This window comes from Alphaproteobacteria bacterium (assembly GCA_019695395.1).
In the GTDB taxonomy this organism is placed as follows: Bacteria; Pseudomonadota; Alphaproteobacteria; order JAEUKQ01; family JAIBAD01; genus JAIBAD01.
Map to the genome: position 1 here is coordinate 22,419 of JAIBAD010000006.1, position 25,892 is coordinate 48,310.

Consider the following 25,892-nt stretch of genomic DNA (forward strand, 5'->3'; position numbering starts at 1 on the left):
TAAAAACTTAAAAGGATATTTGTGGCAAAATCGTCATCCAGGTATATTTGCCAATCTTGTGGGGCTTCATTTAATAAATGGAGCGGTCGCTGTGATGCATGTGGTAATTGGAATTGTTTAGTTGAAGAGCTTGTTTCTGTGTCCCCTTATAGTCGTCATTCGGCAAAAACAAAATCAACATCTTTGACCTTTGCTAATCTTAACGATCAAATTGATATTCCAGCAAGGTTAACAACAGGTATCGCGGAATTTGATAGGGTGTGCGGAGGTGGGCTGGTATATGGATCAGTTGTTTTGATTGGTGGTGATCCTGGTATTGGTAAATCAACCTTGTTATTACAAGTAATTGTCCATTTAAGTAATTATTTTTCTGATACTGATAAAGCAGAATTGCTTTATATCTCAGGTGAAGAATCAATTGATCAAATTCAATTAAGAGCCAGGCGCATTAATCTTAGTAAAGGGAAAATTAATCTTACGACGACGTCGGATGTCAGTTCAATTTTAAAAACTTTAAATCAACTTAATAATATTAAAGTTGTTATTATTGATTCTATTCAAACAATGTATTTTGATGCGCTAGATTCAGCCCCTGGAACTGTTGCCCAAGTTAGAGCATCAGCTTTTGAACTTATCCAAATGGCTAAACAAAAAGGATATGTATTAATTCTAGTGGGTCACGTCACTAAAGAAGGAATGATTGCAGGCCCTAAGGTCTTAGAACATATGGTTGATTGTGTTCTTTATTTTGAAGGAGAACAAGGTCACCAATATCGCATTTTACGCACAGTAAAAAATAGATTTGGGCCTACTGATGAAATTGGGGTTTTTGAAATGACATCCCAAGGATTACAAGAGGTAACTAATCCCTCAGCCTTATTTTTGACGAATCGGCAGCAAGCTGTAAGTGGTGTTGTTGTTTTTGCAGGTATTGAAGGAACGCGCCCTTTGCTAGTTGAAATTCAAGTTCTTCTTTCTCCGTCTTCTCTTGCTACCCCAAGACGAGCAGTTGTTGGGTGGGATTCAGGTCGTCTTTCAATGGTTGTAGCTGTTCTTGAAGCAAGGTGTGGTATTAATCTTGGTAAATATGATATTTATTTAAATATTGCAGGTGGGCTCAAAATTATTGAACCAGCAGCAGATTTAGCAGTTGCGATGGCTTTACTTTCTTCTTTAAACAATAAACCTGTTTCTTTGCAATCCATTATTTACGGAGAAGTAGGATTAAGTGGTGAAATAAGAATGGTTCATCAAGCTGAATATCGTCTTAAAGAAGCTTTAAAACTTGGTTTTACAGAAGCTTTTACGCCTTCAAATCCTGAAGGGTATAAAAATCGATTTAATCAAGAAGGGTTAAAGATTAAAGAATTTACCCATATCCAAGATATTGTTAAACTGTTCATAACCTGATAAACATAGTTATATAAAGAACAAAAGGTTTTATAGAAGGGATACAGTATGAATTGGGTAGATCTTATTGTTTTAGCAATAATATTAATTTCTGCTTTTATGGCATTAACAAATGGTTTTATCCAAGAAATTTTGCTTTTGGCAGCTTGGGTTTTTGCTATTCTTGTTACAATTTATCACGGACAACAAATCAGACCTTTAATAAATGATTATGTAACAAATGACTTAGCTGCACGATTTACGTCGTGGGGTATCACTTTTTTTGTTTCTCTTGTAGTGGCTATGATTATTGTTAAGTTGCTATCGCGTGGATTAAGGGGTAAAGGACTTGGGTTTGTTGACCATCTGATGGGATTCATCTTTGGTACTATTAGGGGTGTAATTATTGTATGTTTGCTTTATGGATTAACTTTATGGCTTATTCCTTCACAAGATAGACCATGGTTAGAAACAGCACGTACGGCACCTTTAATGAAAACAACTTTAATTTGGATCCAATCTTTGTTGCCTGCAGATATTGCGGGACAACTCCTTCCTAATTTTGAAACCAATCAAGAAGATGTTACCCCATCAAAACCTACTACCCCTCAAAACAATGTTGCACCTCCAACACCCTGAAAGGTAATTAAATGACTGCTTATTCTACTTTTAAAGATCGTTGGCAAGACGAATGTGGAGTATTTGCAGTTTTTAATTTAGAAGACGCTGCAGCCCATACTATCTTAGGGCTACATGCTTTACAACATCGTGGACAAGAGGCAGCGGGTGTTGTTACACATGATGGTGTTCAATTTAATTCGCATAAAGCTTTGGGTTATGTAACAGATCATTTTTGCTCTGAAGATATTGCATCTAAACTTAAAGGATCTATTTCTATAGGGCATGTACGTTATTCAACAACTGGTGAAACAGCTTTGCGTAATGTTCAACCCTTATTTACAGAAATGGAGTTTGGTGGGTTTGCTATTGCGCATAATGGTAATTTAACCAATGCTTTGACATTACGGCGCCAATTAGTTTCACGAGGTTCCTTATTCCAATCCACGACCGATACGGAAGTTATCACTCATTTAATGGCAACCAGTACACGTCGTTCTGCCGTGGATAAAATGACATATGCATTACATCAAATTGAAGGTGCTTATTCTTTGGTGGCAATGACTAAAGATCATATTATAGGTGTAAGAGACGTTTTAGGAGTTCGACCTTTAGTTTTAGGGCAACTTGGCCAAGCATGGATTCTAGCTTCAGAAACATGTGCCCTTGATATTATTGGGGCTCAATTTATACGTGATGTTGCACCAGGTGAAATGATTGTGATTAATCACCAGGGCATTCAAAGTTATCATCCGTTTGTTCAACAGGTTTCACGTTTTTGTATTTTTGAATATATTTATTTTGCAAGGCCCGACAGTGTTATTGAAGGGAAAAGTGTATATAACGCAAGAAAAGCCATAGGTGAACAATTGGCAAAAGAACATCCAGTTGATGCTGACGTCGTTATACCCGTACCTGATTCGGGTGTTCCTGCAGCTTTAGGATATTCTGTTCAATCAGGCATTCCATTTGAATTAGGTATTATTCGAAATCATTATGTTGGACGTACTTTTATTGAACCTTCTCAGACAATTCGCAATTTTGGTGTTAGACTTAAACATAATACAAATCGCCTTTACATTAAAGGTAAACGTGTTGTTTTAGTTGATGATAGCATTGTTCGAGGAACGACATCAAAGAAAATTGTTGAAATGGTACGTGCGGCAGGTGCAACCGAGGTTCATATGCGTATCTCCAGTCCACCAACAACACATTCCTGTTTTTATGGTATTGATACACCAGAACGAAAAGAACTTTTGGCAGCATATAATGATATTGAAACTATGGCAAAAATTGTTGGTGTCGATAGCTTAGCTTTTATATCTCTTGATGGGCTTTATCAAGCTGTAGGTCAAACGTCGCGTGACCCAGTCGTACCACAATATTGTGATGCTTGTTTTACCGGGGAATATCCAACCCATTTAACTGATAATGTTCAAACGAGCGATGTCATTCAATTACCTCTGATTAGATAAAATTTTTTTAATGAATGATTCTAAAAAACTAACTGGCAAAATTGCTTTAATTACAGGTGCATCAAAAGGTATTGGTGCTGCCGTTGCAAAAGAATTTGCCAAAGAGGGTGCTCATGTAATTTTGGTCGCACGTACACAAGCATCTTTAGAAGAAGTTGATGATGCTATTAGGGCTTTAGGTGGTACAGCAACATTAGTTCCGTTAGATGTTAATGATTGGACTGCATTGGATCATTTAGCTATGACTATATTTGAACGTTATGGTTATCTAGATATTTTAGTGGGGAATGCAGCTATTTTAGGGACTTTAACGCCGATCACACATATTAATCCTGGGGAATGGGATAAAGTATTATCAACCAACCTTACTACTAATTATCGTTTACTTAGAAGCTTTGACCCTTTATTAAGAGCAGCTCCGTTCGGGCGAGTTATTTTTGTTACTTCAACTGCAGGAAGTCAAATATATCCTTATTGGGGTTCTTATGCGGTTAGTAAAGCAGGATTAGATATGATGGTAAAAATTTATGCAGCAGAAGTAGAACATACAAATATAAAAGTTAATTTAATTAATCCTGGTGGTACACGAACATCTATGCGTGCTAAAGCTTTTCCTGGAGAAAATCCAGAAAATCTTACACGACCCGAAGAGGTGGCTAAACTTTTTTTGGATCTAGCTTCAGAAACATGTATAAAACATGGTGACGTTATTGCTTGGAAAGATGTTTCTAAAAACTATTAATTAAATCTATTTATATGGATTATCTGTTTTGTGGTATTCTATTCTTATAGGTATTCCTGGTAAATTAAAGGTATCCCTTAAACTATTTTTAAGATAACGTGTATATGTTTCACTAATTTGATTTGGATAATTTACAAATACTTTAAAAGTTGGTGGTCTGTTTTTTATTTGGGTAAGATAACGAAATTTAATAGGTTTACCTTTAAGAAGAGGCGGTGGATGGTTTGCCGTAGCATGATGAATCCATTTATTAAGCTTAGCGGTAGAAATATGTTGGTTCCATAATTGATATGTAGTGAGAACTTCATCCATAATTTTGTCAATATTTTTACCTGTCAGCGCAGAAACAGTGATAAATCTAACGCCTTTATTTTGAGGTAAGCTAGTTTGTAATTTTCTTTTAAATTTTTCAAGCGCGGATTGAGGATTATCAACAAGGTCCCATTTATTAATTATAATAATTAATCCACGTCCCTCTTTTTCGATATGTTGCGCAATAATTAAATCTTGTTTTTCTAGCAAATCAGGAAACGCAATCACTAATAAAGCAATATCTGTATATCTTAAACTTTCGAAAGTTTGCTTATTAGATAAATGTTCAAGTTTATCTAAAACCCTAGATTTTTTTCGAAGTCCCGCTGTATCTGTAAGTTGAAATAATTTATTTTTGAATGTCCATTGAATAGCAATAGAATCTCTAGTAATTCCTGCTTCAGGACCAGTTACAAGGCGTGTTTCATCAATCAACTGATTGATAATACTGGATTTCCCAACATTGGGTCTCCCAATAACTGTAATAAAAATTGGCTTTTCTTTAGGTTTTTCAACAAAATCCAAATTATATTCTTGGGATGCTAATTTAATTAATTGATAAAGATCGTGTATTCCATCTCCATGTTCTGCAGAAATGGCATTAATTTTATCTATACCTAATTTTAATAAATCTTTATGAAATAAGATGGAAAAATTATTTATACCTTCTGATTTATTAGCTAGAAAAAATATAGGTTTATTAAAACGTCTGATCCATTGAACAAAATATCTATCAAACGCTGTAATGCCTGCCCGTGCATCAAAAAGAAAAAGGATTAAATCAGCTGTTTCAAGTGCATAGATTGTTTGTTGCTGCATTCGGTTTTGTAAAGTATCAATAGATACCTCTTCTAATCCTGGTGTATCAATAATAGTGTAAGGTATTTTATTGAATTCAATAGTTTTTTCTTTTCTATCTCGTGTAACACCAGGTTGATTATGTGTAAGAGCGGAAGATGTTTTTGTTAATCTATTAAATAAAGTTGATTTTCCAACGTTTGGTCTTCCAACGAGTGCGATTTTAAAGGTCATATTAATCTATGATGTAAAAATTATTGAGGTTGTTGGAAAGAGGTAATTCTGCCGCGATCATCAAGAAAAAAAAGTTTATTTTCTGCAACAATAGGAGCTACAGACATGTGATCAGAGATAATTTGTTGGCTTAAAATTTCACCAGTATAAGGCGAAATAGATAAAGCAGTTCCATCAGATCCAGTAATAATTAATCTATCTCCAGCTAAAATTGGTCCAAACCATGAAATAGGTGTGGAACGTTCTTCTTCGTCTTCATAAACAGGTAAAGATTGAATCCAACGAATACGTCCATCTTCTCTTAAAAGACAGATAAGTTCATTATTGCTGCTAATCACATATATAAAATTACCAGCAACCCATGGGGTCTGTGTTCCTGCAATATTAGCATCCCATAAACGTACCCCGCGGCGTAAATCAATAGATGCTAAAATACCATTATTGCTCATAACAATAACCTGATCTTTATCAATAACCGGTTTAGCTCTTATACTTGATAATAAAGTTTGATCTTCGGTACTATTGACTACGGTCATATTTTCTGACCAAAGTATGCGCCCATTTTCTGAACGTAGAGCAAATACTTCACCTGAATTATAAGGTACAATGACGGTATTTTCCTCCGCAGCAGGTGTGCTTCCCCCTAATAATCCTGGGCTATCAGAAACAGCAGAATGTGTCCATAATTTATCACCTGTTTCTGTTGATAAAGCAATAAGCTGATTATCAATTGTAATTGCAAATAATTTATCTTTAACAACAACAGGGGATGATTTAATTGGACCCTGTACGGCTGTTTCCCACAAAAGATCCCCTGTTAATGCATCAAGAGCAAATATTTTAGCAAAAGGTGTTGTTATAAAAATTTTATTATCGGCAACAGCTAATCCACCCCCAAATAAATCATCTTGCTCACCTGCTGTTGTAAGGTCTATGCGCCAAAAAAATTTTCCTGTTGTTGCATCAATCGAACTCAAAATTAATGAAGGGTCTAAGGTATAAACACGATTATAAGCCACAATAGGAGAAGTTAAAAATTTACGTTCACTGTTGGCTGATTGGCCCACTCTGATTGACCAAATTTTTTCTAAATTTTCGGGCAAAGTAACATGTTGCATGTTATGATTAGCTGCTCCCCCATCTTGGGCCCAATCTTGATTTTGTATGGGTTCTGGTAAGCTAATTTTTAAGTCGGACAGATTTGGATCTTCCGCTAATTCTTGATTTAATTTAAGAATAGATATTCTTTCCCCAGGTAAGGGTGGTGTTTCGGGATTTCCAAGAAAAGTATCACAGCTCATTAAAATAAAAGCTGGGATAAATACTTTGAGAAAAAAAATTGTTTTGCCTGATTTTAAAAACACAATATTTTTCAACTTATAGTGTATAAAAGTATAATAATTTATTTAGTAAGAAAAAATTTATAAATACAGAATTATTTTTTTATTATAGATAATATTTCTGTTGCTTGATTTCTTAAGTTTGATGATGTTGATAAATTATCGGATGTTTTTTCCAAATATTGTTTTGCTTTTTCTAAATCACCATTTTTATAATAATAAAGTCCCAAAAAATTCAAAGCTAAAGGTTGCCAGATATTTTCTGTGGTTGCTAATCCTTCTAATATTTTAATTTGATTAGGATCAAGTTTATCAAATTGTTGTAAAAGTAAAGTAATTTGGGCTAAATCACGTAAATCTTTTTCAATTTTTTTATCTTGGGATAAATTTTCATAAATACTTTGTGCTTCGTTTACTTTGCCTGTTTTTTGTTTGATATTTGCAATTTGAAAGCGTGCTAAAGTTGCATATATATCCTGTTTATCTAAAAGCTTCTCAAAAGCACTTTCTGCAGCTTCAAAACTATTTAATTTACTGGCATTTAATCCTTGTTGATATATTAACCCACGATTCATTTGTTGGTTAAGATTATAGGATTTCCAAAAATTTGTTCCTATAATAGTTATTAATATAAATAATATAAGACCAAGGATGTGCTTATTATACTTTTTCCATAGATTTAATAAGCGATCCCGACGTAGATCTTCGTCAATTTCATGCAATATATCACTCACTTTATTTTTCCTATGTTTGAAGATTGTAGAATTCTATTAAAAATTTTTTATGATAAAATTTATTGCCTATTGTTAGAATGGAATTGGAAGATTACAATTACTTTGATACTATACAAATTTGTTTTAGTTTGTAAAAGGGTTAATAATTATGCAATGGACTGAACAACGAATAAACCTTTTAAAGGATCTTTGGGGGCAAGGAAAATCAGCCAGTCAAATCGCAAGAATTTTAGGAGAAGGTCTTACTAGAAATGCTGTGATTGGTAAAGTGCATAGATTAGGTTTGGCTAGTCGTCCTACTGTATCTTCTTCACCACAATCTATACCTAAAATTCCCGAAAAGAAACCTGTTGTTGTAGAAAAAAACACTGTTAAAAAGAAAGTAAAGCCTTCTTCTACACTTTCTGTATCGGTAGCCCCACCTATTGTTCAAAGAACATGTATGTGGCCTATAGGGGATCCCAAACAATCAGATTTTCAATTTTGTGGTCAAGTTGTAGAAGTAGGAAAACCCTATTGTTCTGAACATTGTAATATAGCGTATCATCGAAGAATGGATTCAAATACCTAAGATCTAGTTATTTTCTTTAGGTTTCATGGCTGGGCTATCAACAAAATAATAGCGGGATTTTCCATTAGATATACCAACAAGTAACATTTCTGGTTTTGTATCAATACCAGCTGTTAAAGGTAAAGTAACCCGTTCATAAAACAATTCTTTTTCATTTCGGCGTAAAATAATATGATAAAAATTAGGTTCCCCAGTTTTTGCTGCTTCACTAAATGCTAAAAGGGCAGCATAACGTTGAAAATTGTCACTAAGCTCATGGGCCCATCTACCTTGGAATTGGACTTGACTAACTTTTTCTAATTCGGCCCCTACAAGGCGATAACGAAAATGAAAAGGATCATCTGGTATTCCTGTATGATGAACTTCCAGCAAAATTATCCATCCCAACATAAAGGATAAGTCAACAGGGTTAATATCTGATCTAGATGGCATTTTTCTGCCTTTTCTTAAACTTTCCCAATATTGAACCAATTGACGAAGTTTTTCATTTTCGATTTGATCAAAGGGTAAACGATGAGTTTCACTGTCTTTACAATTTGCTGGATTTTCTTTAATTGGTTCTGCAGACATATCAGATACTTTTAAGTAAAGGGTGACTTTAACCTAGTAAATCTATTTTAAAGTAATTTGTGTAATTATAAAATACAAATATTAATAAGTTCTTAATATTATTCCCATTCAATAGTTGCAGGTGGTTTAGAGGTTATATCATAAGTAACCCTATTAATACCTTTAACTTCATTAATGATTCTTGTACTAACCAAGGTTAAAAAAGAATGGTCAAAAGGATAAGAATCAGCTGTCATGCCATCGGTTGATGTTATAGCACGTAAAGCACATACATAATCATAAGATCTGCTATCCCCCATGACACCAACAGTTTTTACAGGTAATAATACAACAAATGCTTGCCATATTTTATCGTAAAGGTGAAATTCTTTAAGAAGACTAATAAAAATTTTGTCGGCTTTTCTTAGAATAGAAAGCCTATCTAAAGTAATGGGACCTATAATGCGTATGGCTAATCCTGGTCCTGGAAAAGGATGACGCTTAATAAAATCTTTAGGTAATCCAATAATTTGACCAAGATGACGTACTTCATCTTTAAATAAATCTTTTAAAGGTTCAACTAAAGACATGTTCATTTTTTCAGGTAACCCACCAACATTGTGATGAGATTTAATAGTGACACTTGGCCCACCTTGCGCAGATTGCGATTCGATAATATCAGGATAAAGTGTCCCTTGAGCAAGAAACTTTACATTTCCCAGTTTTTTGGCTTCTTCTTCAAAAATTTCAATAAATAATCGGCCAATTGTTTTTCTTTTTATTTCAGGATCTTCAATCGATTTAAGGGCATTTATAAAAAGGTCACTTGCATCTTTATAAATTAAAGAAATGTTATAATGTTGGCGGAATAATGAAATAACTTCTTCGGCTTCTCCTTCACGCAAGAGACCGTTATTAACAAAAATGCAGGTTAAATTATCCCGAATGGCTTCATGTAATAAAACTGCTGTAACTGCAGAATCAACACCCCCAGATAATCCACAAATCACTTTCTCATGACCAATTTGGTGTTGGAGATTTAGAATAAGTTGTTTATGAAGCTCATTAATTGTCCAGCTACCTTTACATTGGGCAATTTTATAAAGAAAATTTTTAATAAGGTCACTACCATACTCTGTATGAACAACTTCGGGATGGAATTGAATCCCATAAATTTTTTTCTGTTCATTGGCAATTATGGCGTAAGGAGAATGGGAACTTGTTGCAATAGCTTTAAAACCTTCAGGTAAAGTCACAATACGGTCCCCATGGCTCATCCAAACATGAAATTTTTTATGGGACCATTCATCTGAAAATAAGGCGCAATGGTTTGTAAGAGTTAATTCTGCCCGACCAAATTCACGGAAGGTGGAATTTTCAACTTGACCACCTAATTGCTGACATAAAATTTGTTGTCCATAACATATACCTAATATAGGTATATTTAATTTAAATATATCGTTGGAAATTTTAGGTGCATTGCCATCAATAACAGAGGCAGGACCACCTGATAGGATTAAAGCTTTAGGTTTAAAATTAGTGATGTGAGTAATGTCTTTATTATAAGGCCATATTTCACAATAAACTTTATGTTCTCTGACACGTCTTGCGATAAGCTGGGTAAATTGCGAACCAAAATCAATAATTAAAATCCGGTCTTCTTTAATATCCATGAAAATCCTTGTTTATTATTTTATATAAGAATTGAATATTCCTAACAGTTTTTTTCTAAGATACCAATAAAAAACCCATCGGTATGATGTTGTGCGGGTGTTAATTGTAAAAAATCTTCATGGGTAGGGCATGGGTTTTTAGTTAATTTTGCCCAAATTTTAGGAATAGGAATAACGGAAAAGTTTTTATGATGTGTTAAAAAATCATTTAAAATAGTTTCGTTCTCATCTTTAAATAAAGAACATGTAGAATAAATAAGACGCCCACCAGTCTTAACTAACATATGGGCTTTTTCCAATATTTGTTGTTGTAATTTTTGTAAATTTTGAAGTGTTTCTTCTGTTAAACGCCATTTGGCTTCAGGATTTCGTCGCCAAGTACCCGAACCACTACATGGTACATCAATTAACACTCTATCAAAAAAATTATGATGTCTTTTAATCCAAGGATCGTTTTGTTTTAAAGCTTTACATTGAACATTATGAATTCCGGCTCGACGTAATCTTTGGGGTGCCCGGTTAATTCGTTTTGTAGAAATATCTGTAGCTATAACTTGACCTTTATTATGCATAGTGGCAGCTAGGGCTAAAGTCTTACCTCCTGCACCTGCACAGAAATCTAAGACTTTCATATTGGTTTGGGCATCAACGAGCCACGCTATTAATTGCGAACCTTCATCCTGAACTTCTACTAGACCTTGCTTAAATATATCCATTTGAGCTAACGGAAATTTTTTATTGGTTCTAAGCCCCCAAGGTGATAAAGGGCAATATTGGATGGATAGTCCTTGCTTGGTTAACATGTCAAAAAGTTTTTCTCTTGATGTTTTCAAAATGTTAACACGTAAATCAAAAGGTGCTTCTTGAGATAAAGATTGTAATTCTTTCTTATAACTTGTGGGATAAAGTTTTTTAAAATGTTTAAATATCCAAATGGGTGTTTCAAATTGTGTAGGTTGATCTTGCTTAGGATGGTCAAGAGATTGTCCTTCTAAATGTTGGGCAAAATTAATTTCTTGTTGTGTAAGTGATGGTGGACAAAACTTTTGATCATTAAATAAAGAAAGAACTTTTTTTAAGGGCCATTTTTTATTTAACATTAAACAAGCGATTAAATATAAACGTTCCTTTGGGGAAGAATTTTCATTTTTATGATGATGGACCCACCAAGTAAGATGTCCCCATGTTCTTATAATTAAATAAAATAAATCGGTAATTTGATGACGATCTGAGCTCCCTATATATCGTCTTTTACGTAAATATTGATTAATTAATTCGTCTGCAGGTTTTTTTTCTTCTTTTAATTCATGAAGAAGATCAAGACATGCTTGTAATATAGCGCCTGCTTGCATAGGATGGATGTTTGCTGATTGAATAATTAAAAATCTGTACGATAATTAGGAGCTTCATGTGTAATATCGATGTCATGAACATGGCTCTCTCTTAAAGAAGATGCCGTGATTTCTTGAAAAATACATTTTTCTTGCATGTCTTTAATAGTTTTATTTCCTGTATATCCCATAGCTGCTTGTAATCCACCTACTAATTGGTGGATAATATTGCTGACAGGTCCACGATATGGAACACGTCCTTCAACACCTTCTGGAACTAATTTTGTTATATCAGCGGTGTTATCTTGAAAATAACGGTCTGCAGATCCTTGGCTCATGGCATTTAGAGATCCCATGCCACGATATGATTTGTAAGATCGACCTTGATAAAGCACGACATCTCCTGGGCTTTCATCTGTACCAGCAAATAAAGACCCTATCATGACACAATCAGCACCTGCCGCAATAGCTTTGGCAATGTCCCCAGAATATTTAATTCCCCCATCAGAAATTACAGGAATATTATATTTTTTGGCTATTTCGCTTGTTTCTAGAATAGCACTTAATTGGGGAACTCCAACGCCAGAAATAATTCTGGTTGTACAAATTGATCCTGGTCCAATACCAACTTTGATAGCGTTAACGCCCGCTTTAATTAATGCTTCTGCTGCTTCTGCTGTCGCAATATTGCCTGCAATAATATCACATTTTTTATCCAAGGATTTTAATTGGTGAATGGTATCAAGGACGCCAGCGGAATGGCCATGAGCTGTATCTACAACTAGAATATCAACCCCAACATCCAAAAGGGCTTTGGCCCGCTCCAATCCTTTTGATCCAACACCTATAGCAGCACCAACACAAAGCCGGCCATGAGAATCTTTACAAGCAGCAGGAAAATTTTGTGCCTTTTCTATATCTTTAACAGTGATTAGTCCTGTACACCGATAATTTTCATCAACGACAAGAAGCTTTTCAATTCGATTGTCATGGAGCAAATTTTTTGCGTGTTCTTTATCAACAGTGGAATTAACAGTAATTAAATTATCTTTGGTCATTAATTTTTGTATTGATTCTTGAAGATTTCTTGCAAAACGTACATCACGATGGGTCAAAATACCAACCAATTTATTTGTTGCTCGTTCAACAACTGGTATCCCAGATATCTCATATCTTGCCATTAATTCTAAAGCGTCGGCCAAAACTTGATCAGGGTATATTGTGACAGGATCAACAATCATTCCAGCTTCAAATTTTTTTACTTTTTTCACCTCGTCTGCTTGTTGATCAATTGCAAGATTTTTATGAATAATACCCAATCCACCTGCCTGGGCTATAGCTATGGCCAATTTACTTTCTGTAACTGTATCCATAGCTGCTGAAATAAGGGGAATTCCTAAACTAATTTTTGATGTTAAATTTGTTTTAAGTTCAGCTTGGTGCGGAAGAATAGTAGAAAAAGCTGGACGTAATAAAACATCATCAAAAGTAAGAGCTTTGCGAATTTCCATAATTCATCCTATAAAGTAAGAAATTATTAAGACAATAATTTGGTTGTATCGTAAAAATTATCAATAGACCAGCCATTATATGGCCATAATAGTAAAATTTAAGGGTAAAATAACTTTAAACTCTTATTTTTATATTTTATTTTTATTTATTGTTTTTCTTGTCTTGACTAAGTTTCTGGGGCGTTTGATAGTAGAAAACAGGGGTCTAGGTTATTTTTTTAAAGAATGGTTATGTTTTTTTTATTTAAATTATATAAATATATGACTTATGGGTTATGGGTTGGATTAAGCTTACTTATTATTAGTTTGCAAGCTTGCGGTGGTAACAGCCAAAAAGGCGAAATAACCTTTGATGATGACAAGCAATTTTTTCTTTCTGGTTATAAAGATATAGATAAATATTATATTGATGATCCAGATTTTCAAACTATAAGTCTTGCTGCTTTAGGTAAATTATCTGCCCTGGATGCCAATTTATCTCTTGAACAAAAAGAAGGCCAAGTTGTTCTGAAAAAAACGGACACTATCCTTTTAGAGGATAAAATTCCAGGTACTCATAAAGAAGATAAATGGGCTTCTCTTACGACGAAAGCTTTTATGGCAATGTACGAAAATTCTTCTGTTTTACAGAAGATGCCAAGAGAAGATCTTTATGAAATTGCCTACTCTGGTATTATGACTAAGCTTGATCCATATTCTCATTATGCAAGTGCTTTAATTGCTGCTGATAATAGAGCATCCAGGGATGGGTTTGGTGGCATAGGTGTTAAAATTTCTGTACAAAATGGTATGACAAAAATTGTTTCTGTAATGCATTATACACCCGCAGAAAGAGCAGGCCTTAAGATTAATGATGTTATTTTGGAAATCGATGGAATTCCTATAAATAATTTAAAAAACCATGAAATTATTCGTAAGTTGCGTGGTTCAATTGATAGTAATGTTACTTTGAAAATTCAACGTCCATTTCCAGAAAATATATTTGAAGTAAAACTACGTCGAATGTTGGTGATTCCAGAAACAGTATCTTATAAGCGTCAAGATGATATAGGATATATTCATATTTATAATTTTAATTTAGAGACAACGGAAAGTCTTCTTCGTGCTATCTATGCTGTTAAAAATGAAAATCAAAAACCTCTTAAGGGGATTGTTTTAGATGTTAGAAGTAATCCTGGCGGATTACTAGATCAAGCAGTATCTGTAGCAGATCTTTTTTTAAATTCAGGTGTTATTGTTTCAACTCGAGGACGGCATCCCGATAGTTATCAAAAATTTGAAGCTACCAAGGGTGATATATTAGATGGTCTTCCTATTGTTGTTTTAATTAATGGAAATTCTGCATCAGCAGCGGAAATTGTTGCAGCAGCTTTACAAGATAATAAAAGAGCTGTTGTTATTGGTACGAATTCTTATGGAAAAGGTACAGTACAGACAGTTTTAACTTTACCTAATCAGGGGGAACTTATATTAACATGGGCAAAATTTCATGCCCCTTCTGGCTATTCTTTAAATAATCTTGGTGTCTTACCAGCTGTATGTATTAGGAATTCTGCACAAAATATTGACCAAACAGCTTTTGATTTAAAAACAGGTAAACTTTTATCTTCACCTCTTTATGCCAGAAGCCTACTTTTATCTTCTGATCAAACGTCGCTTATCAAATTACGGAATTTGTGTCCGGGTAGACCTTTGGAACTTGAAACAGATGTTAAAATGGCTGAAAAAATTATTTCTGATGTTTCTCTTTATGAAATTGGTTTAAGTTTAAATAAATCAATAAATTTAGGCAATGCAAATTTGGTTATAAATACACAGAATTGATGTTTATGGTTCCTTAAGGTTGATAAGCTAATCAATTTATATATAATCTTAACTATTAGGGGAAAGAGGTTATGAAATTATGAAATCATATTTTTCTATCATGCAGAAAATTGTATTGGCATGTTTATTAACGTCATGTGCATCAGAAATAGTTCAGGAAACAAATAACTCGGTAACAACATGCCGCAATGCACTTTGGGGAAGTGAGCAAGATGATTATGACAAGGCTAGAGAACATTGCCGTGAATTTGACTTATATCCCTTTGTTGTTGGTCAAGGTTATAGTAGCTGGTTTTGTCCTACGAAAACAGTTTGGATTTGTAGAGAAACACCGTCTATTAATTAAAATATGCCAATAAAATAAGAGATGTAGTATTTTAACAACCTATCTCTTGGTATTATTAAGGATTTTTTACAAGGGTAATATGATCATCTTTAACTATCATGGCTAATTTCCCTTGTTTTAAAGCCATAGCTTCTTGACCAAAAACTTCGTACCTCCACCCTTTAAGAAAATCGAGATCTATTTCTGATCCGTTATTAGGGGTAAGAATAAAGTTTTCGATATCATCATTTGAACAGATTAATTTGGATGATATCATATATTGATTTGATTTAATTTTGAGTAAGATTTTAAATAAATGAATTATTTGCTCTTGTTCTTTGGATAGGTTTTTATAGAAGAAATTATAAGATGTATCATCTCGATCAATTTTTTTCTTTGCTTCAAGAATGATATTTAGCAACTCTGTGCTGTGTATATCGGACATAAATTTTGATGTAATACCCCGTATTTTTGATAATGCTTTAGCTGTTTGTGGTATGTGTTTTGCAATTTCTTCTAAAACTGAATCTTTGATGATTGAATTTCTATTTATATTATCATGCTGAGCTTTTGTTTCTCGCCAACTTGCAAGATGTTGTAAAATAAATAAGGAAGGTTTTTTTAAATTTTGATAATGTAATCGTGTCCAAGCTTTTTCTGGAATGGGTTTATATGTCTGTGGTGATTCTAAAATTTTAATTTCTTCTTTAATCCAATGGGATCTATTCATATTATTAATTTGATTATTTAAATAATGATAAATTGTATGAAGATGCTGTACATCATTAAGTGCATAATCAAGTTGTTCCAGGCTTAAAGGTCTTTGTGACCAATCTGTATATTGGTGTTTTTTATTAATTTGTTTTTGAACGATATTTAAAACAAGATGTTCATAACTTAAAGTTTCCCCAAGACCACAAACCATCGCCATTAATTGTGTATCGGCAATAGGTGTAGGTATAAGTTTTGTAAGATGAAAAATAGCTTCAATATCTTGGCGTGCTGCATGAAAAATTTTAATAACAGATTTTTTAGTTAAAAGATCATAGAGAGGTGTAAGACAAAGATTAGGGCTTAACACATCAATAACGGCTGATATTTTTTCACCAGCAATTTGGATCAAACATAGTTTCGGCCAATATGTTGTTTGTCGAATAAATTCTGTATCAATTGCCAATAAAGTATCTTCTTTTAAATTGTGGCAAAATAATTCAAGGGTTTCTGTGTTTTCAATAAAATTCATTAAAGATATTCCAAATTATAAGTCCATGATTGCCTAATTGTTTTAGACCTGGTAAAGCACATATCATAATTGATAGAGTTTATTTAAATAAAGAGGTAAGTTTATGCATCTATATCGTACCCATACTTGTGGCGCTTTAACATTAGAAGATGTTGGCAAAACAGTCCGTTTATCAGGTTGGGTGCATCGTAAGCGCGATCATGGGCATTTATTGTTTTTAGATTTACGTGATCACTATGGCATAACCCAATGTGTTGCTGATATGTCTAGCCCATTTTTTGATCTTATAGAATCAACAAAAGTGGAAAGTGTGGTCACAATTATAGGAAATGTAGTTAAAAGAACAGAAGAAACAGTTAATCTTAAACTTGCCACAGGGACTATAGAAATTAAGATGGCAGATTTTTTGGTACAATCTTTATCAGAACAAGTACCTTTTTCTGTAAATAGTGACGAAGATAGTAGTGAAGAATTAAGATTAAAATATCGTTTTCTTGACTTACGTCGTCTTAAAATACATCAAAACATCACATTAAGATCAAAGGTTATTTCCAGCATCCGCAATCGAATGATTGCGCAAGGTTTTACAGAATTTCAAACGCCTATTTTAACGTCAAGTAGTCCTGAAGGTGCCAGGGATTTTTTGGTACCAAGTAGATTGCATCCCGGTAAATTTTATGCGTTACCCCAGGCGCCCCAACAATTTAAACAACTTTTAATGATTGCAGGATTCGATAAATATTTTCAAATTGCCCCTTGTTTTCGTGATGAAGATAGTAGGGCAGATCGTTCACCTGGCGAATTTTATCAACTTGATTTTGAAATGTCTTTTGTTACCCAAGAAGATGTTTTTCAAGCACTAGAACCAGTTTTATATGGTGTTTTTGAAGAATTTGCTGAAGGTCGCCATATTAATAAACCCCCTTTTATCAAGATCCCTTATTATGAATCTTTATTAAAATATGGCACCGACAAACCAGATTTACGTAATCCAATTTATATGCACGATGTGGGTGATATATTCCGTAATAGTAAATTTGATATTTTTGCTCGTGCTCTTGGACAAGGTCAAATTATAAGAGCGATAAAGGCACCTGGTGCGGCAAGTAAACCACGAAGTTTTTTTGATAAATTAACACAGTGGGTTCAAGAACAAGGATTACCAGGACTTGCTCATCTTTCTTTTCTAGACAATAATATCAAAGGTCCTATTGCTAAAAGTTTAGATTCTCAAGAAATTGAAACTTTAAAATCTCGTCTTCAATGTCAAGATGGGGATGTTATTTTCTTTTTATGTCATGATAAAGATAAAGTTGAAAAAATAGGGGGGCAAATTCGTACCCGTCTCGGGGAAGAATTAAATCTGATTGACAAACAACGATTTGAATTTTGTTGGATTGTTGATTTTCCTATGTATGAAAAAGATCCAGATACAGGAAAAATTGAATTTAGTCATAATCCTTTTTCCATGCCCCAGGGTGGATTAGAAGCCTTAAAAACTAAAGATCCTTTAGATATAAAAGCTTATCAGTATGATATAGTTTGTAATGGTATTGAACTTTCAAGTGGAGCCATACGTAATCATTTGCCTGATATTATGTATAAGGCTTTTTCTATTGCAGGTTATGATAAAAATGAGGTTGAAAAACGTTTTGGTGGTATGTTGAATGCTTTAAAATTTGGGGCACCACCTCATGGTGGATCTGCACCTGGAATTGACCGTATTGTTATGTTGCTTGCGAATGAAAAAAATATTCGTGAAGTCGTTGCATTTCCTATGAATCAGAAAGCTGAAGATCTTTTAATGCAAGCACCTGCAGAAGTACCAGAAGAAAGATTAAAAGAACTTTATATTCGTTTAAATTTACCACCCAGTTTAAAAAAAGATATATAGATGTACATAATTTTATGGCGATATAAAGTAGAGGTAAAATCTCGGCATATATTTGAAAAATTTTATAAAGATCAGGGTAAATGGGCTAAACTTTTTAGCTTATCTTCAGGGTATAAAGGGACAAGATTACTTAACAATAATGAGGGTGATTATATAACTATTGATCATTGGGATTTAAAAGAAAATTTTGATCAATTTAAAAAGGATTATTTTGTTCACTATCAAAATTTAGATCACCAATGTCATGATTTTACCCTAGAAGAACAGTATATAGGTTCTTATTATTGGAACCAGGAAAATGGGAATTTCTTTAATGAATAAAATGCCAATAGAAAATGGTTTTTATATGCCGGCTGAATGGGAACATCATAAAGGTTGCTGGATGGAATGGCCAACAAGAACGGAACTGTGGGGTAAAAAAATAGAGAGAGCTTATCAAGCTTATGGACGTGTAGCCAAGGCTATTGCAGAATTGGAACCTATAACGATGATATGCAATACTGGTAAAGAGGGTGAAGTACGTCATTATTGTGGATCTAAAATTTCTATTATAAATTTTCCTCATGATGATTCCTGGATGCGTGATAATGGACCAACTTTTTTAATCAATGCTAAAGGTGAAACAGCAGGTGTCGCATGGGGATGGAATGCATGGGGAAATAAATATGCATCACATCACCAAGATGCAAAGATAGCTGAAGGTGTTTTAAATCATCTATCTTTACCTTGTTTTAAAGCTCCTTTAATAACCGAAGGTGGGGCTATCCATGTGGATGGCCAAGGAACCTTAATTACAACAGAAAGTTGCTTATTAAACCCCAATCGTAATCCTGGTCTTACAAAAAAAGATATTGAAGAAATTTTTTATAATTTTTTAGGAATTAAAAAAGTTATTTGGCTTCCAGGTGGTGTTGAAGATGATGATACAGATGGCCATATAGATGAGGTTGCAGCTTTTGTAAAAACTGGGATTGTTTTAGCCTTATCAACCCAGGATAAAAACGATGGAAATTATAAAATATTGCAAGAAAATATAGCTTGTTTGAAAAAAGAAAAAGACGCGTTAAATCGCTCTTTAGAAATTATTGAAATTGAACAACCTAATCCTCGCTACCTAGATGATGGAAGACGCATGTCGTTATCTTATATTAATTTTTATTTACCTAATAAAGGTGTTATTATTCCTTTTTTTAAAGATTCTAAAGATCAAGAAGCTTTTGATCTTTTTAAAAAAATCTTTCCAGACAGAAAACTCGTTCAATTAGATGCTTTAGATATTGTTGAAGGTGGGGGTGGTATTCATTGTATTACGCAACAACAACCTAAAGGATAGTTAAAATATACATAAATTAACAAAAAGAGATTTATTATTGCTATAATGTATGATTATATGAAGTCTTATAGACGATCAAATTATACATTAAAAAGGGATCGCTGTGGCGGAAAACCAAAAAACAAACAAAACGATACTTATTGTTGAAGATAACGAGCTTAATATGAAATTGTTTAATGACCTTTTGGAAGCTCAAGGTTATACAATTTTGCAAACAAGACAAGGTATCGATGGATTAAAACTTGCACGTGAAAAAAATCCGGATCTTATTCTAATGGATATTCAACTGCCAGAAATTTCAGGTTTAGAAATTATTAAATGGATTAAAGAAGATGAAAAGTTAAAAACTATTCCTATTATTGCTGTTACTGCTTTTGCTATGAAAGGAGATGAAAAAAAGATTAGAGAAAGTGGATGTGAAGCTTATATCTCAAAACCTATTTCAATTGCCGATTTTTTACAAACAATCCAAAATTTTTTGAGCTAAATTATGCCCGCACGTATTCTTGTTGTTGATGATGTTCCCGCCAATTTACGATTGTTGGAGGCAAGACTAACTGCAGAGCGTTTTGATGTAATCACTGTTGAAAATGGTCAAGCCGCTATTGAAATGATGAAAATGCAGCCCCCTGATTTAGTTTTGTTAGATGTGATGATGCCTGGAATGAATGGGTTTGAAGTTTGTAAGAAAATAAGATCGACCAAAGCAATTGCAGACATTCCTGTTGTGATGATTACAGCGTCAAGTGAACCTGTTCATCGTAGTTTAAGTCTAGAAGCAGGAGCCGATGATTTTTTAACGAAACCAATTAATGATATGGCTCTTTTAGCTCGTACCAAATCGTTGGTACATCTCAAAAAGATGATAGATGAATTATATATGAGAGAATCTACTATGGGGCAATTTTATCTTATGCCCACGATTATGGCTGATGAAATTGAAGATATAGGACCTGGACGTATTTTACTTATTCATGAAAACAATATTTGGGTCCAAAAAATTACTGATGCACTCCAAGAAGCAAAATGCCAAACTACACATATGCCATCTTTAGATTTAGTTTATGATAAATTAACTTTGGATGATGATTATAATGTTATTATTCTAAGTGTAGAATTTGGGCTAGAAGAAATTTTAAAGCTTATTGCCTATTTAAGAGTTCAAGAAAATACAAGACCTGTTCCTATCATTCTGACAGGCAATTTAAGCGACATACCTCAAATTGTCAAAGCTTTAGAAAATGGGGGTAATGATTATTTTTTAAAACCCATAGAACGAGAAGAAGTTTTATTACGTGTAAGAACACAAGTAAGGAGAAGCTATTATCAAGAAAGATTACGTATTCTTGATGAACGTAATGTATCCAATGCGTTGGTTGATCATTTAACCGGTCTTTATAATGAACATTATATTGCAGATTATTTAAAGAAAGCATTTGCTCAATTTGACCAAAATAATAAACCACTTTCAATCATGATTGTGAACGTGGATAATTTTTATGAAATAAACAAAAATTGTAATCCCCAAGTAGCAGAAGCTCTTTTGCATGGTTTAATAAGGCGAATGCAAGTTCATATCCATTCCCCAGATTTTATAGGAAGATTATCAGAAGACAAATTTATTTTGGTTATGCCTGATACAACATTACAAACAGCGCAAATGTTAGCAAACCGTTTATACAAAATGATTAGTAAAGATGAAATTATTATTGATATTGCTCCACATAAATTACCAACAGCCATTACAATTGTAGGGTCTTGTATCACTAAATCCTTTCAAACTGCTGACGCTTTTTTAAACAAAACAATTACTTTACTAGATAAAGCAAAGAAAGTAGGGAATGACCCTATTATCTTTGAATAATATTATACATTTATGTTGAAGAATATTTCATGGATCAAAGAATTAATATTGTAACTTTAGGTGTGCATGATTTTAAACGTGCAGATAATTTTTATTCTGTTGGATTAGGTTGGAAAAAATTACCTTTTAGTAATGATCATGTTACTTTTATAGATTGTGGGGTGATTTTAGCGTTATATGATTTTAAAGCTTTAGCAGAAGATGCATGTGTATCTTCTGAAAGTATGGGGTTTCATAAATTTACTTTAGCCCAAAATGTAGCAAGTAAAGAAAAAGTTGATCAAACTTTAAAAGAAGCAGAAAAAGCAGGGGGTAAAATTATAAAACCTGGTCAAAATGTTTTCTGGGGTGGATATTCTGGTTATTTTATAGATTTAGATGAACATTTGTGGGAAATAGCATGGAATCCTCATTTCACCTTGGATTCTGCTGGAAGAATTGTTGTAAATAATTAATAATTTATTAATTATTTGCTGGCATTATGAATTTATTTTAAGAGCTATATTATTTTAATATATATAGAGAGTTCATTAAGATGCCTATTAAGTTAATTAAAAATCTTTTTTTAATTCATATTTTATTGATAAGTATGAATTTAGTAGCTGTTGATTTATATGCACAGACTAAAAATGCCCTTGGGTGTAAGCTTGGTTATAATAATGGCGGTGTATGTAAAGATGATCTGGCTATCCTGGAAGAGCATTCTAATTATGATCATAATAAGAATAGAAATGTAAAAAAACTTTTTAAATATACAGATACTTTTTTTGCTGATTCCGTTGCCCATAATTATGCAGATGGTAGTTTTTGGATAGAAGGTTTAAAGGGAGCTGGAGCAGGAACAATAATAGGGCGATTTAACCCTGGCGCCCTTGCAGATGCAGTTCGAGATGGCATCCCTATGGCAAATCCACCTCAAGATACTATTACGACAGCTATGGATGGTACAATTACAATTTCTTACGATGGGGGTAGACAGGGAACTATTACAATAAAACCTACGGGTGAAATTAATATTGTACTCTTTCCTGGACCGCAAGCTGATGCCTTACGTGAATATCTTAAAAAGATCAGTCAACTTTCATTTGCTCCTAATTTTTTTGGTCAAGATAACAGTATGCAGGATAATCAACATGAACCAAAAAAGAGAATTAAAGCGCCAGATCAACACTCTCAACAACCTGGTGTAATAGAATAAAAATAAAAGTGAAATAAGAATAGTAAAATAAATAAAGGGTGGAATCAATCCACCCTTTATAACTTAAGAAAAGTTTCTGTGATATAAGCTATTTTATTTTAGCTTCTTTAAACTCTACATGTTTACGAACAACAGGATCATATTTTTTGAAATGTAATTTTTCTGTTGTTTGCCGGACATTTTTTTTAGTCACATAATAATAACCAGTTTCTGCCGAACTGACGAGTTTGATAAGTACTGTTGACTGTTTAGCCATAAAAAATTCCTTTATAGTAAGATCGATATTATAAATATAAAAAATTAAAAAAACTGTCAAGTAAGGGCGCTAAAGAGAATTATCTATTATTAATAAAAATAATTTCAGTTTTTCTTAGATAAATGTTAAATAAGATAAAACTTTTAAAGATTATAGATGGGGCGAGTGACCGGAATCGAACCGGCGACATCCAGTACCACAAACTGGCGCTCTAACCAACTGAGCTACACCCGCCATATTTAACTATGATCTAACGTCGAGAATTGGATAACGTCAAGAGTTTATGCTAAAATATTTATAAATTAGTTTTTGAGCAATGTTATAGGGATAAGGAGTTAAAATTTGGCTTTATTAACAACAGGAGATCCGGCTCCATGGTTTATAGCCCCTTCTTCAGGAAATCCGAATTATAATTTTCATTCGGCAGCAGGCCGTTATCTTGTGCTATGTTTTTTTGGCTCGGCAGGATTAAATCCTGTTTCTATTATGCTAAAAAAAATTATGGATGCCCAAAATGTGTTCCAAGATCAACATGCATCGTTTTTTGGTGTGAGTTTTGATCCCGAAGATTTAAAACAGAAACGTGCTAAGGAAAAAATTCCAGGGGTTCGTTTTTTTTGGGATTTTGAACAAAAAATAGGAAAACTTTATAAAGTTATTTCTGATATAAATTCAGATAGAAAAAATAAAAAAGTTTTTTCTCCAGTTAGTTTTATTTTAGATACTAATCTTAGAATCTTAGCTGTGTTGCCAATTAAAAATCCGGAAAATCATGCGGATGAATTAATTCATTATGTAAAAACTTTACCTCCTTTAACCGCAACTGGTTTGGTTACACCGGGTGCGCCTATTTTAATAGTTCCAAGGTTATTTGAAAAAAGTTTTTGTCAGGAACTGATCAAGTTATATGATTTAAAAGGCGGTACGGAAAGTGGATTTATGCGTAATGATTCTTCAGGAAAAACTGTGCTTGTTGTTGATCATAACCATAAACGACGCTCCGACTATAGTATTGAAGAAGAAGAAATTCAGCGCCAGATTAAATTACGTATTGAGAGAAGATTGGTACCTGAGATTTTGAAAGCGTTTCAATTTCATGTAACACGAATAGAAAGATATATTGTGGCACGCTATAGTGCAGGCGAAGGAGGATATTTTAAACCCCATAGAGACAACACAACCAAAGGTACAGCCCATCGCAGATTTGCTGTTACGATTAATTTAAATGCTGAGGATTATGAAGGTGGCGATTTAAAATTTCCAGAATATGATCAAAGAACGTATCGTGCGCCTACTGGGGGTGCGGTTGTGTTTTCTTGCTCTTTACTTCATGAAGCTACCCCTGTTGTAAAAGGAAATAGATATTGTTGTTTGCCATTTCTTTATGATGAAGGTGGTGCAAAAATCAGAGAACAAAATCTTGATTTTTTAGGGGACGATAAACTACGTGATCAACTTAAACAATCTCTTGGGGTTGCTAAACCAAAATAATAATGTCTTAGTGATGTGATAAACTGTTAAAATTATGAAAAAGCAGTAAAATATCATTTTTTTTAACCCCATCTTTAGACATGATGGCTTGGATAGAAGGATCGTTTAAAATTTCATCTATGTGGGGTTCATGCATAGCGCATTTAGGATACATTACTTTCGTTTTTTTAGAAGATAATTTGTCTAAAATATAAGAAATAAACATTTTCTAACCCCAAGTGAAATTTATTTGACTTAAATAAAACTATTGACCCATTTTATGGCTATTCTATGGCGTAAAATTGATTATTTCATGAAAAAGTAAAAAAAGAGTAACTTTTAGAATATTAAATTAACAATATGTTTAATGCAGTATCCTATAAAATTTATATAAATTACATAGTATGCTAATTTCCTATCAAAAATACTCTCTATAAGGGTAGAGAATTAAATTTTATAATTTTTGATTCTGATCAAACATAAAAATAAATTCTCCTGTAAAAATCATTATTCAAGCAGCAGATAAATTAATATAAAAGGAGAAAGTTATGACCGCGCGTGAACTATTACATTTAGGAAAAAATACGCAACCAAATCATGGTTCTAATCCTATCGTTTCTTTCCAAAATGAAATGAATAAACTGTTTTCTGATTTTTTTAGTGATATTTCTCTACCCTCTTGGTTTAATCGTAACGAAAATTCATTTTCGATTATTCCTGCTATCGATGTAGTTGAAAATAATAAAGAGTTTAAGATTACTGTTGAGTTACCAGGTATGGATGCAAAGGATGTACAAGTTAACTGTTCTGAAGGCTATGTTACAATTAAAGGTGAAAAGAAACAGGAAAATAAAGAAGAGCATGAGGGTTATTTTCGTCAAGAACGTTCTTATGGTTCTTTTCATCGTGCTGTAACATTACCAGATATTGCTAATCTTGATAAAGCAGAAGCTAATTTCAAAAATGGGATATTAACACTTTCAGTGCCAAAAAAAGTTGGAACACAAACGAAAGAACGTAAGATAGAAATCAAACAAGCTGTATAAAAAATATAAGAAAAGCCGTATTTACGGCTTTTCTTTAATTTTTTTAAAAAAAACGTTGGCATAATGATAATTAAAATTGATGTATTAATTACTTATTAATGCGTTTCTTAAAAAAAATATCTTAATATAGATAAGGATATCAGGAGACGGATAAAATTATGG

26 protein-coding genes and 1 tRNA gene are annotated in these 25,892 nt (G+C 33.2%); 16 read left to right on the forward strand and 11 right to left on the reverse strand.

Annotated features, from left to right (window positions below; translation table 11 throughout):
• The first annotated feature begins 21 nt into the window (after positions 1–21).
• From radA to K1X44_01930, 4 genes are read left to right on the forward strand one after another with little or no spacing between them, the layout of a single operon-like run.
• Entirely contained in the window at positions 22–1,410 is a 1,389-nt protein-coding gene (gene radA / locus K1X44_01915; protein MBX7146046.1) for a DNA repair protein RadA, read from the forward strand.
• 48 nt (positions 1,411–1,458) lie between these two features.
• Positions 1,459–2,028 carry a CvpA family protein gene (locus tag K1X44_01920; protein ID MBX7146047.1) on the forward strand — a complete coding sequence of 190 codons (570 nt, stop codon included), beginning with the start codon at positions 1,459–1,461 and terminating at the stop codon, positions 2,026–2,028.
• A gap of 11 nt (positions 2,029–2,039) precedes the next feature.
• Positions 2,040–3,482 (forward strand): amidophosphoribosyltransferase, encoded by a 1,443-nt coding sequence (purF, locus tag K1X44_01925; protein MBX7146048.1) that lies wholly within the window; start codon positions 2,040–2,042, stop codon positions 3,480–3,482.
• 10 nt (positions 3,483–3,492) lie between these two features.
• Positions 3,493–4,224 carry an SDR family NAD(P)-dependent oxidoreductase gene (locus K1X44_01930; GenBank protein MBX7146049.1) on the forward strand — a complete coding sequence of 244 codons (732 nt, stop codon included), beginning with the start codon at positions 3,493–3,495 and terminating at the stop codon, positions 4,222–4,224.
• A gap of 6 nt (positions 4,225–4,230) precedes the next feature.
• On the opposite strand, the gene der is transcribed toward K1X44_01930, so the two are convergent.
• From der to K1X44_01945, 3 genes are all read right to left on the reverse strand, one after another.
• Positions 4,231–5,568, reverse strand: coding sequence for a ribosome biogenesis GTPase Der (gene der, locus K1X44_01935; GenBank protein ID MBX7146050.1), 1,338 nt, complete (start codon positions 5,566–5,568; stop codon positions 4,231–4,233).
• Between the two features lie 20 nt (positions 5,569–5,588).
• On the reverse strand, positions 5,589–6,932 hold the full coding sequence (locus tag K1X44_01940) for a PQQ-like beta-propeller repeat protein (protein ID MBX7146051.1): 1,344 nt from the start codon (positions 6,930–6,932) through the stop codon (positions 5,589–5,591).
• Positions 6,933–7,003: 71 nt separating this feature from the next.
• A complete protein-coding gene (locus K1X44_01945) occupies positions 7,004–7,642 on the reverse strand; it encodes a tetratricopeptide repeat protein (GenBank protein MBX7146052.1) in 639 nt (212 codons plus the stop codon).
• 148 nt (positions 7,643–7,790) lie between these two features.
• Here K1X44_01945 and K1X44_01950 point away from each other — a divergent pair, with 148 nt between their 5' ends.
• Complete coding sequence (locus tag K1X44_01950) at positions 7,791–8,213, forward strand: GcrA family cell cycle regulator (GenBank protein MBX7146053.1); 423 nt, start codon at positions 7,791–7,793, stop codon at positions 8,211–8,213.
• A gap of 3 nt (positions 8,214–8,216) precedes the next feature.
• Here the strand turns inward: K1X44_01950 and K1X44_01955 are convergent, their stop codons facing one another.
• From K1X44_01955 to guaB, 4 genes are all read right to left on the reverse strand, one after another.
• The gene (locus tag K1X44_01955; GenBank protein MBX7146054.1) at positions 8,217–8,783 is read right to left on the reverse strand and encodes a PAS domain-containing protein; all 567 of its coding nucleotides are present in this window, start codon (positions 8,781–8,783) and stop codon (positions 8,217–8,219) included.
• Positions 8,784–8,881: 98 nt separating this feature from the next.
• Complete coding sequence (guaA, locus tag K1X44_01960) at positions 8,882–10,435, reverse strand: glutamine-hydrolyzing GMP synthase (protein ID MBX7146055.1); 1,554 nt, start codon at positions 10,433–10,435, stop codon at positions 8,882–8,884.
• A 41-nt stretch (positions 10,436–10,476) separates the two neighbouring features.
• Positions 10,477–11,787 carry an RsmB/NOP family class I SAM-dependent RNA methyltransferase gene (locus K1X44_01965; GenBank protein MBX7146056.1) on the reverse strand — a complete coding sequence of 437 codons (1,311 nt, stop codon included), beginning with the start codon at positions 11,785–11,787 and terminating at the stop codon, positions 10,477–10,479.
• Positions 11,788–11,813: 26 nt separating this feature from the next.
• Positions 11,814–13,277, reverse strand: a complete 1,464-nt coding sequence (gene guaB / locus K1X44_01970; protein MBX7146057.1) for an IMP dehydrogenase — start codon at positions 13,275–13,277, stop codon at positions 11,814–11,816.
• 231 nt (positions 13,278–13,508) lie between these two features.
• Between guaB and K1X44_01975 the strand changes: the two genes are divergently transcribed.
• Both K1X44_01975 and K1X44_01980 read left to right on the forward strand, forming a co-directional pair.
• Complete coding sequence (locus tag K1X44_01975) at positions 13,509–15,101, forward strand: S41 family peptidase (GenBank protein MBX7146058.1); 1,593 nt, start codon at positions 13,509–13,511, stop codon at positions 15,099–15,101.
• Positions 15,102–15,180: 79 nt separating this feature from the next.
• Positions 15,181–15,447, forward strand: a complete 267-nt coding sequence (locus K1X44_01980; GenBank protein MBX7146059.1) for a hypothetical protein — start codon at positions 15,181–15,183, stop codon at positions 15,445–15,447.
• Between the two features lie 55 nt (positions 15,448–15,502).
• Here the strand turns inward: K1X44_01980 and rnd are convergent, their stop codons facing one another.
• Complete coding sequence (gene rnd / locus K1X44_01985) at positions 15,503–16,669, reverse strand: ribonuclease D (protein ID MBX7146060.1); 1,167 nt, start codon at positions 16,667–16,669, stop codon at positions 15,503–15,505.
• A gap of 103 nt (positions 16,670–16,772) precedes the next feature.
• On the opposite strand from rnd, the gene aspS reads away from it, so the two are divergent.
• The 7 genes from aspS (at position 16,773) to K1X44_02020 (ending at position 22,958) form a co-directional block, all read left to right on the forward strand.
• Positions 16,773–18,563 carry an aspartate--tRNA ligase gene (gene aspS, locus K1X44_01990; protein MBX7146061.1) on the forward strand — a complete coding sequence of 597 codons (1,791 nt, stop codon included), beginning with the start codon at positions 16,773–16,775 and terminating at the stop codon, positions 18,561–18,563.
• Positions 18,564–18,884 carry a hypothetical protein gene (locus tag K1X44_01995; GenBank protein MBX7146062.1) on the forward strand — a complete coding sequence of 107 codons (321 nt, stop codon included), beginning with the start codon at positions 18,564–18,566 and terminating at the stop codon, positions 18,882–18,884.
• Entirely contained in the window at positions 18,877–19,896 is a 1,020-nt protein-coding gene (locus K1X44_02000) for an agmatine deiminase family protein (protein MBX7146063.1), read from the forward strand. Before K1X44_01995 ends, K1X44_02000 begins: the two co-directional genes overlap by 8 nt.
• 163 nt (positions 19,897–20,059) lie before the next feature.
• The gene (locus tag K1X44_02005; protein MBX7146064.1) at positions 20,060–20,383 is read left to right on the forward strand and encodes a response regulator; all 324 of its coding nucleotides are present in this window, start codon (positions 20,060–20,062) and stop codon (positions 20,381–20,383) included.
• 3 nt (positions 20,384–20,386) lie between these two features.
• A complete protein-coding gene (locus K1X44_02010; protein ID MBX7146065.1) occupies positions 20,387–21,760 on the forward strand; it encodes a response regulator in 1,374 nt (457 codons plus the stop codon).
• Between the two features lie 29 nt (positions 21,761–21,789).
• On the forward strand, positions 21,790–22,215 hold the full coding sequence (locus tag K1X44_02015; protein ID MBX7146066.1) for a VOC family protein: 426 nt from the start codon (positions 21,790–21,792) through the stop codon (positions 22,213–22,215).
• A 134-nt stretch (positions 22,216–22,349) separates the two neighbouring features.
• Complete coding sequence (locus K1X44_02020; GenBank protein MBX7146067.1) at positions 22,350–22,958, forward strand: hypothetical protein; 609 nt, start codon at positions 22,350–22,352, stop codon at positions 22,956–22,958.
• An 88-nt stretch (positions 22,959–23,046) separates the two neighbouring features.
• Here the strand turns inward: K1X44_02020 and rpmG are convergent, their stop codons facing one another.
• Together rpmG and K1X44_02030 are read right to left on the reverse strand one after the other, a co-directional pair.
• Positions 23,047–23,214 carry a 50S ribosomal protein L33 gene (gene rpmG, locus K1X44_02025; GenBank protein MBX7146068.1) on the reverse strand — a complete coding sequence of 56 codons (168 nt, stop codon included), beginning with the start codon at positions 23,212–23,214 and terminating at the stop codon, positions 23,047–23,049.
• Between the two features lie 157 nt (positions 23,215–23,371).
• A tRNA-His gene (locus K1X44_02030) sits at positions 23,372–23,448 on the reverse strand.
• Between the two features lie 108 nt (positions 23,449–23,556).
• Here K1X44_02030 and K1X44_02035 point away from each other — a divergent pair.
• Positions 23,557–24,705 (forward strand): 2OG-Fe(II) oxygenase, encoded by a 1,149-nt coding sequence (locus tag K1X44_02035; protein MBX7146069.1) that lies wholly within the window; start codon positions 23,557–23,559, stop codon positions 24,703–24,705.
• 7 nt (positions 24,706–24,712) lie between these two features.
• Here K1X44_02035 and K1X44_02040 read toward each other — a convergent pair whose 3' ends face one another.
• On the reverse strand, positions 24,713–24,910 hold the full coding sequence (locus tag K1X44_02040) for a hypothetical protein (GenBank protein ID MBX7146070.1): 198 nt from the start codon (positions 24,908–24,910) through the stop codon (positions 24,713–24,715).
• Positions 24,911–25,232: 322 nt separating this feature from the next.
• Between K1X44_02040 and K1X44_02045 the strand changes: the two genes are divergently transcribed.
• Positions 25,233–25,730 (forward strand): Hsp20/alpha crystallin family protein, encoded by a 498-nt coding sequence (locus tag K1X44_02045; GenBank protein MBX7146071.1) that lies wholly within the window; start codon positions 25,233–25,235, stop codon positions 25,728–25,730.
• Positions 25,731–25,892 lie beyond the last annotated feature (162 nt).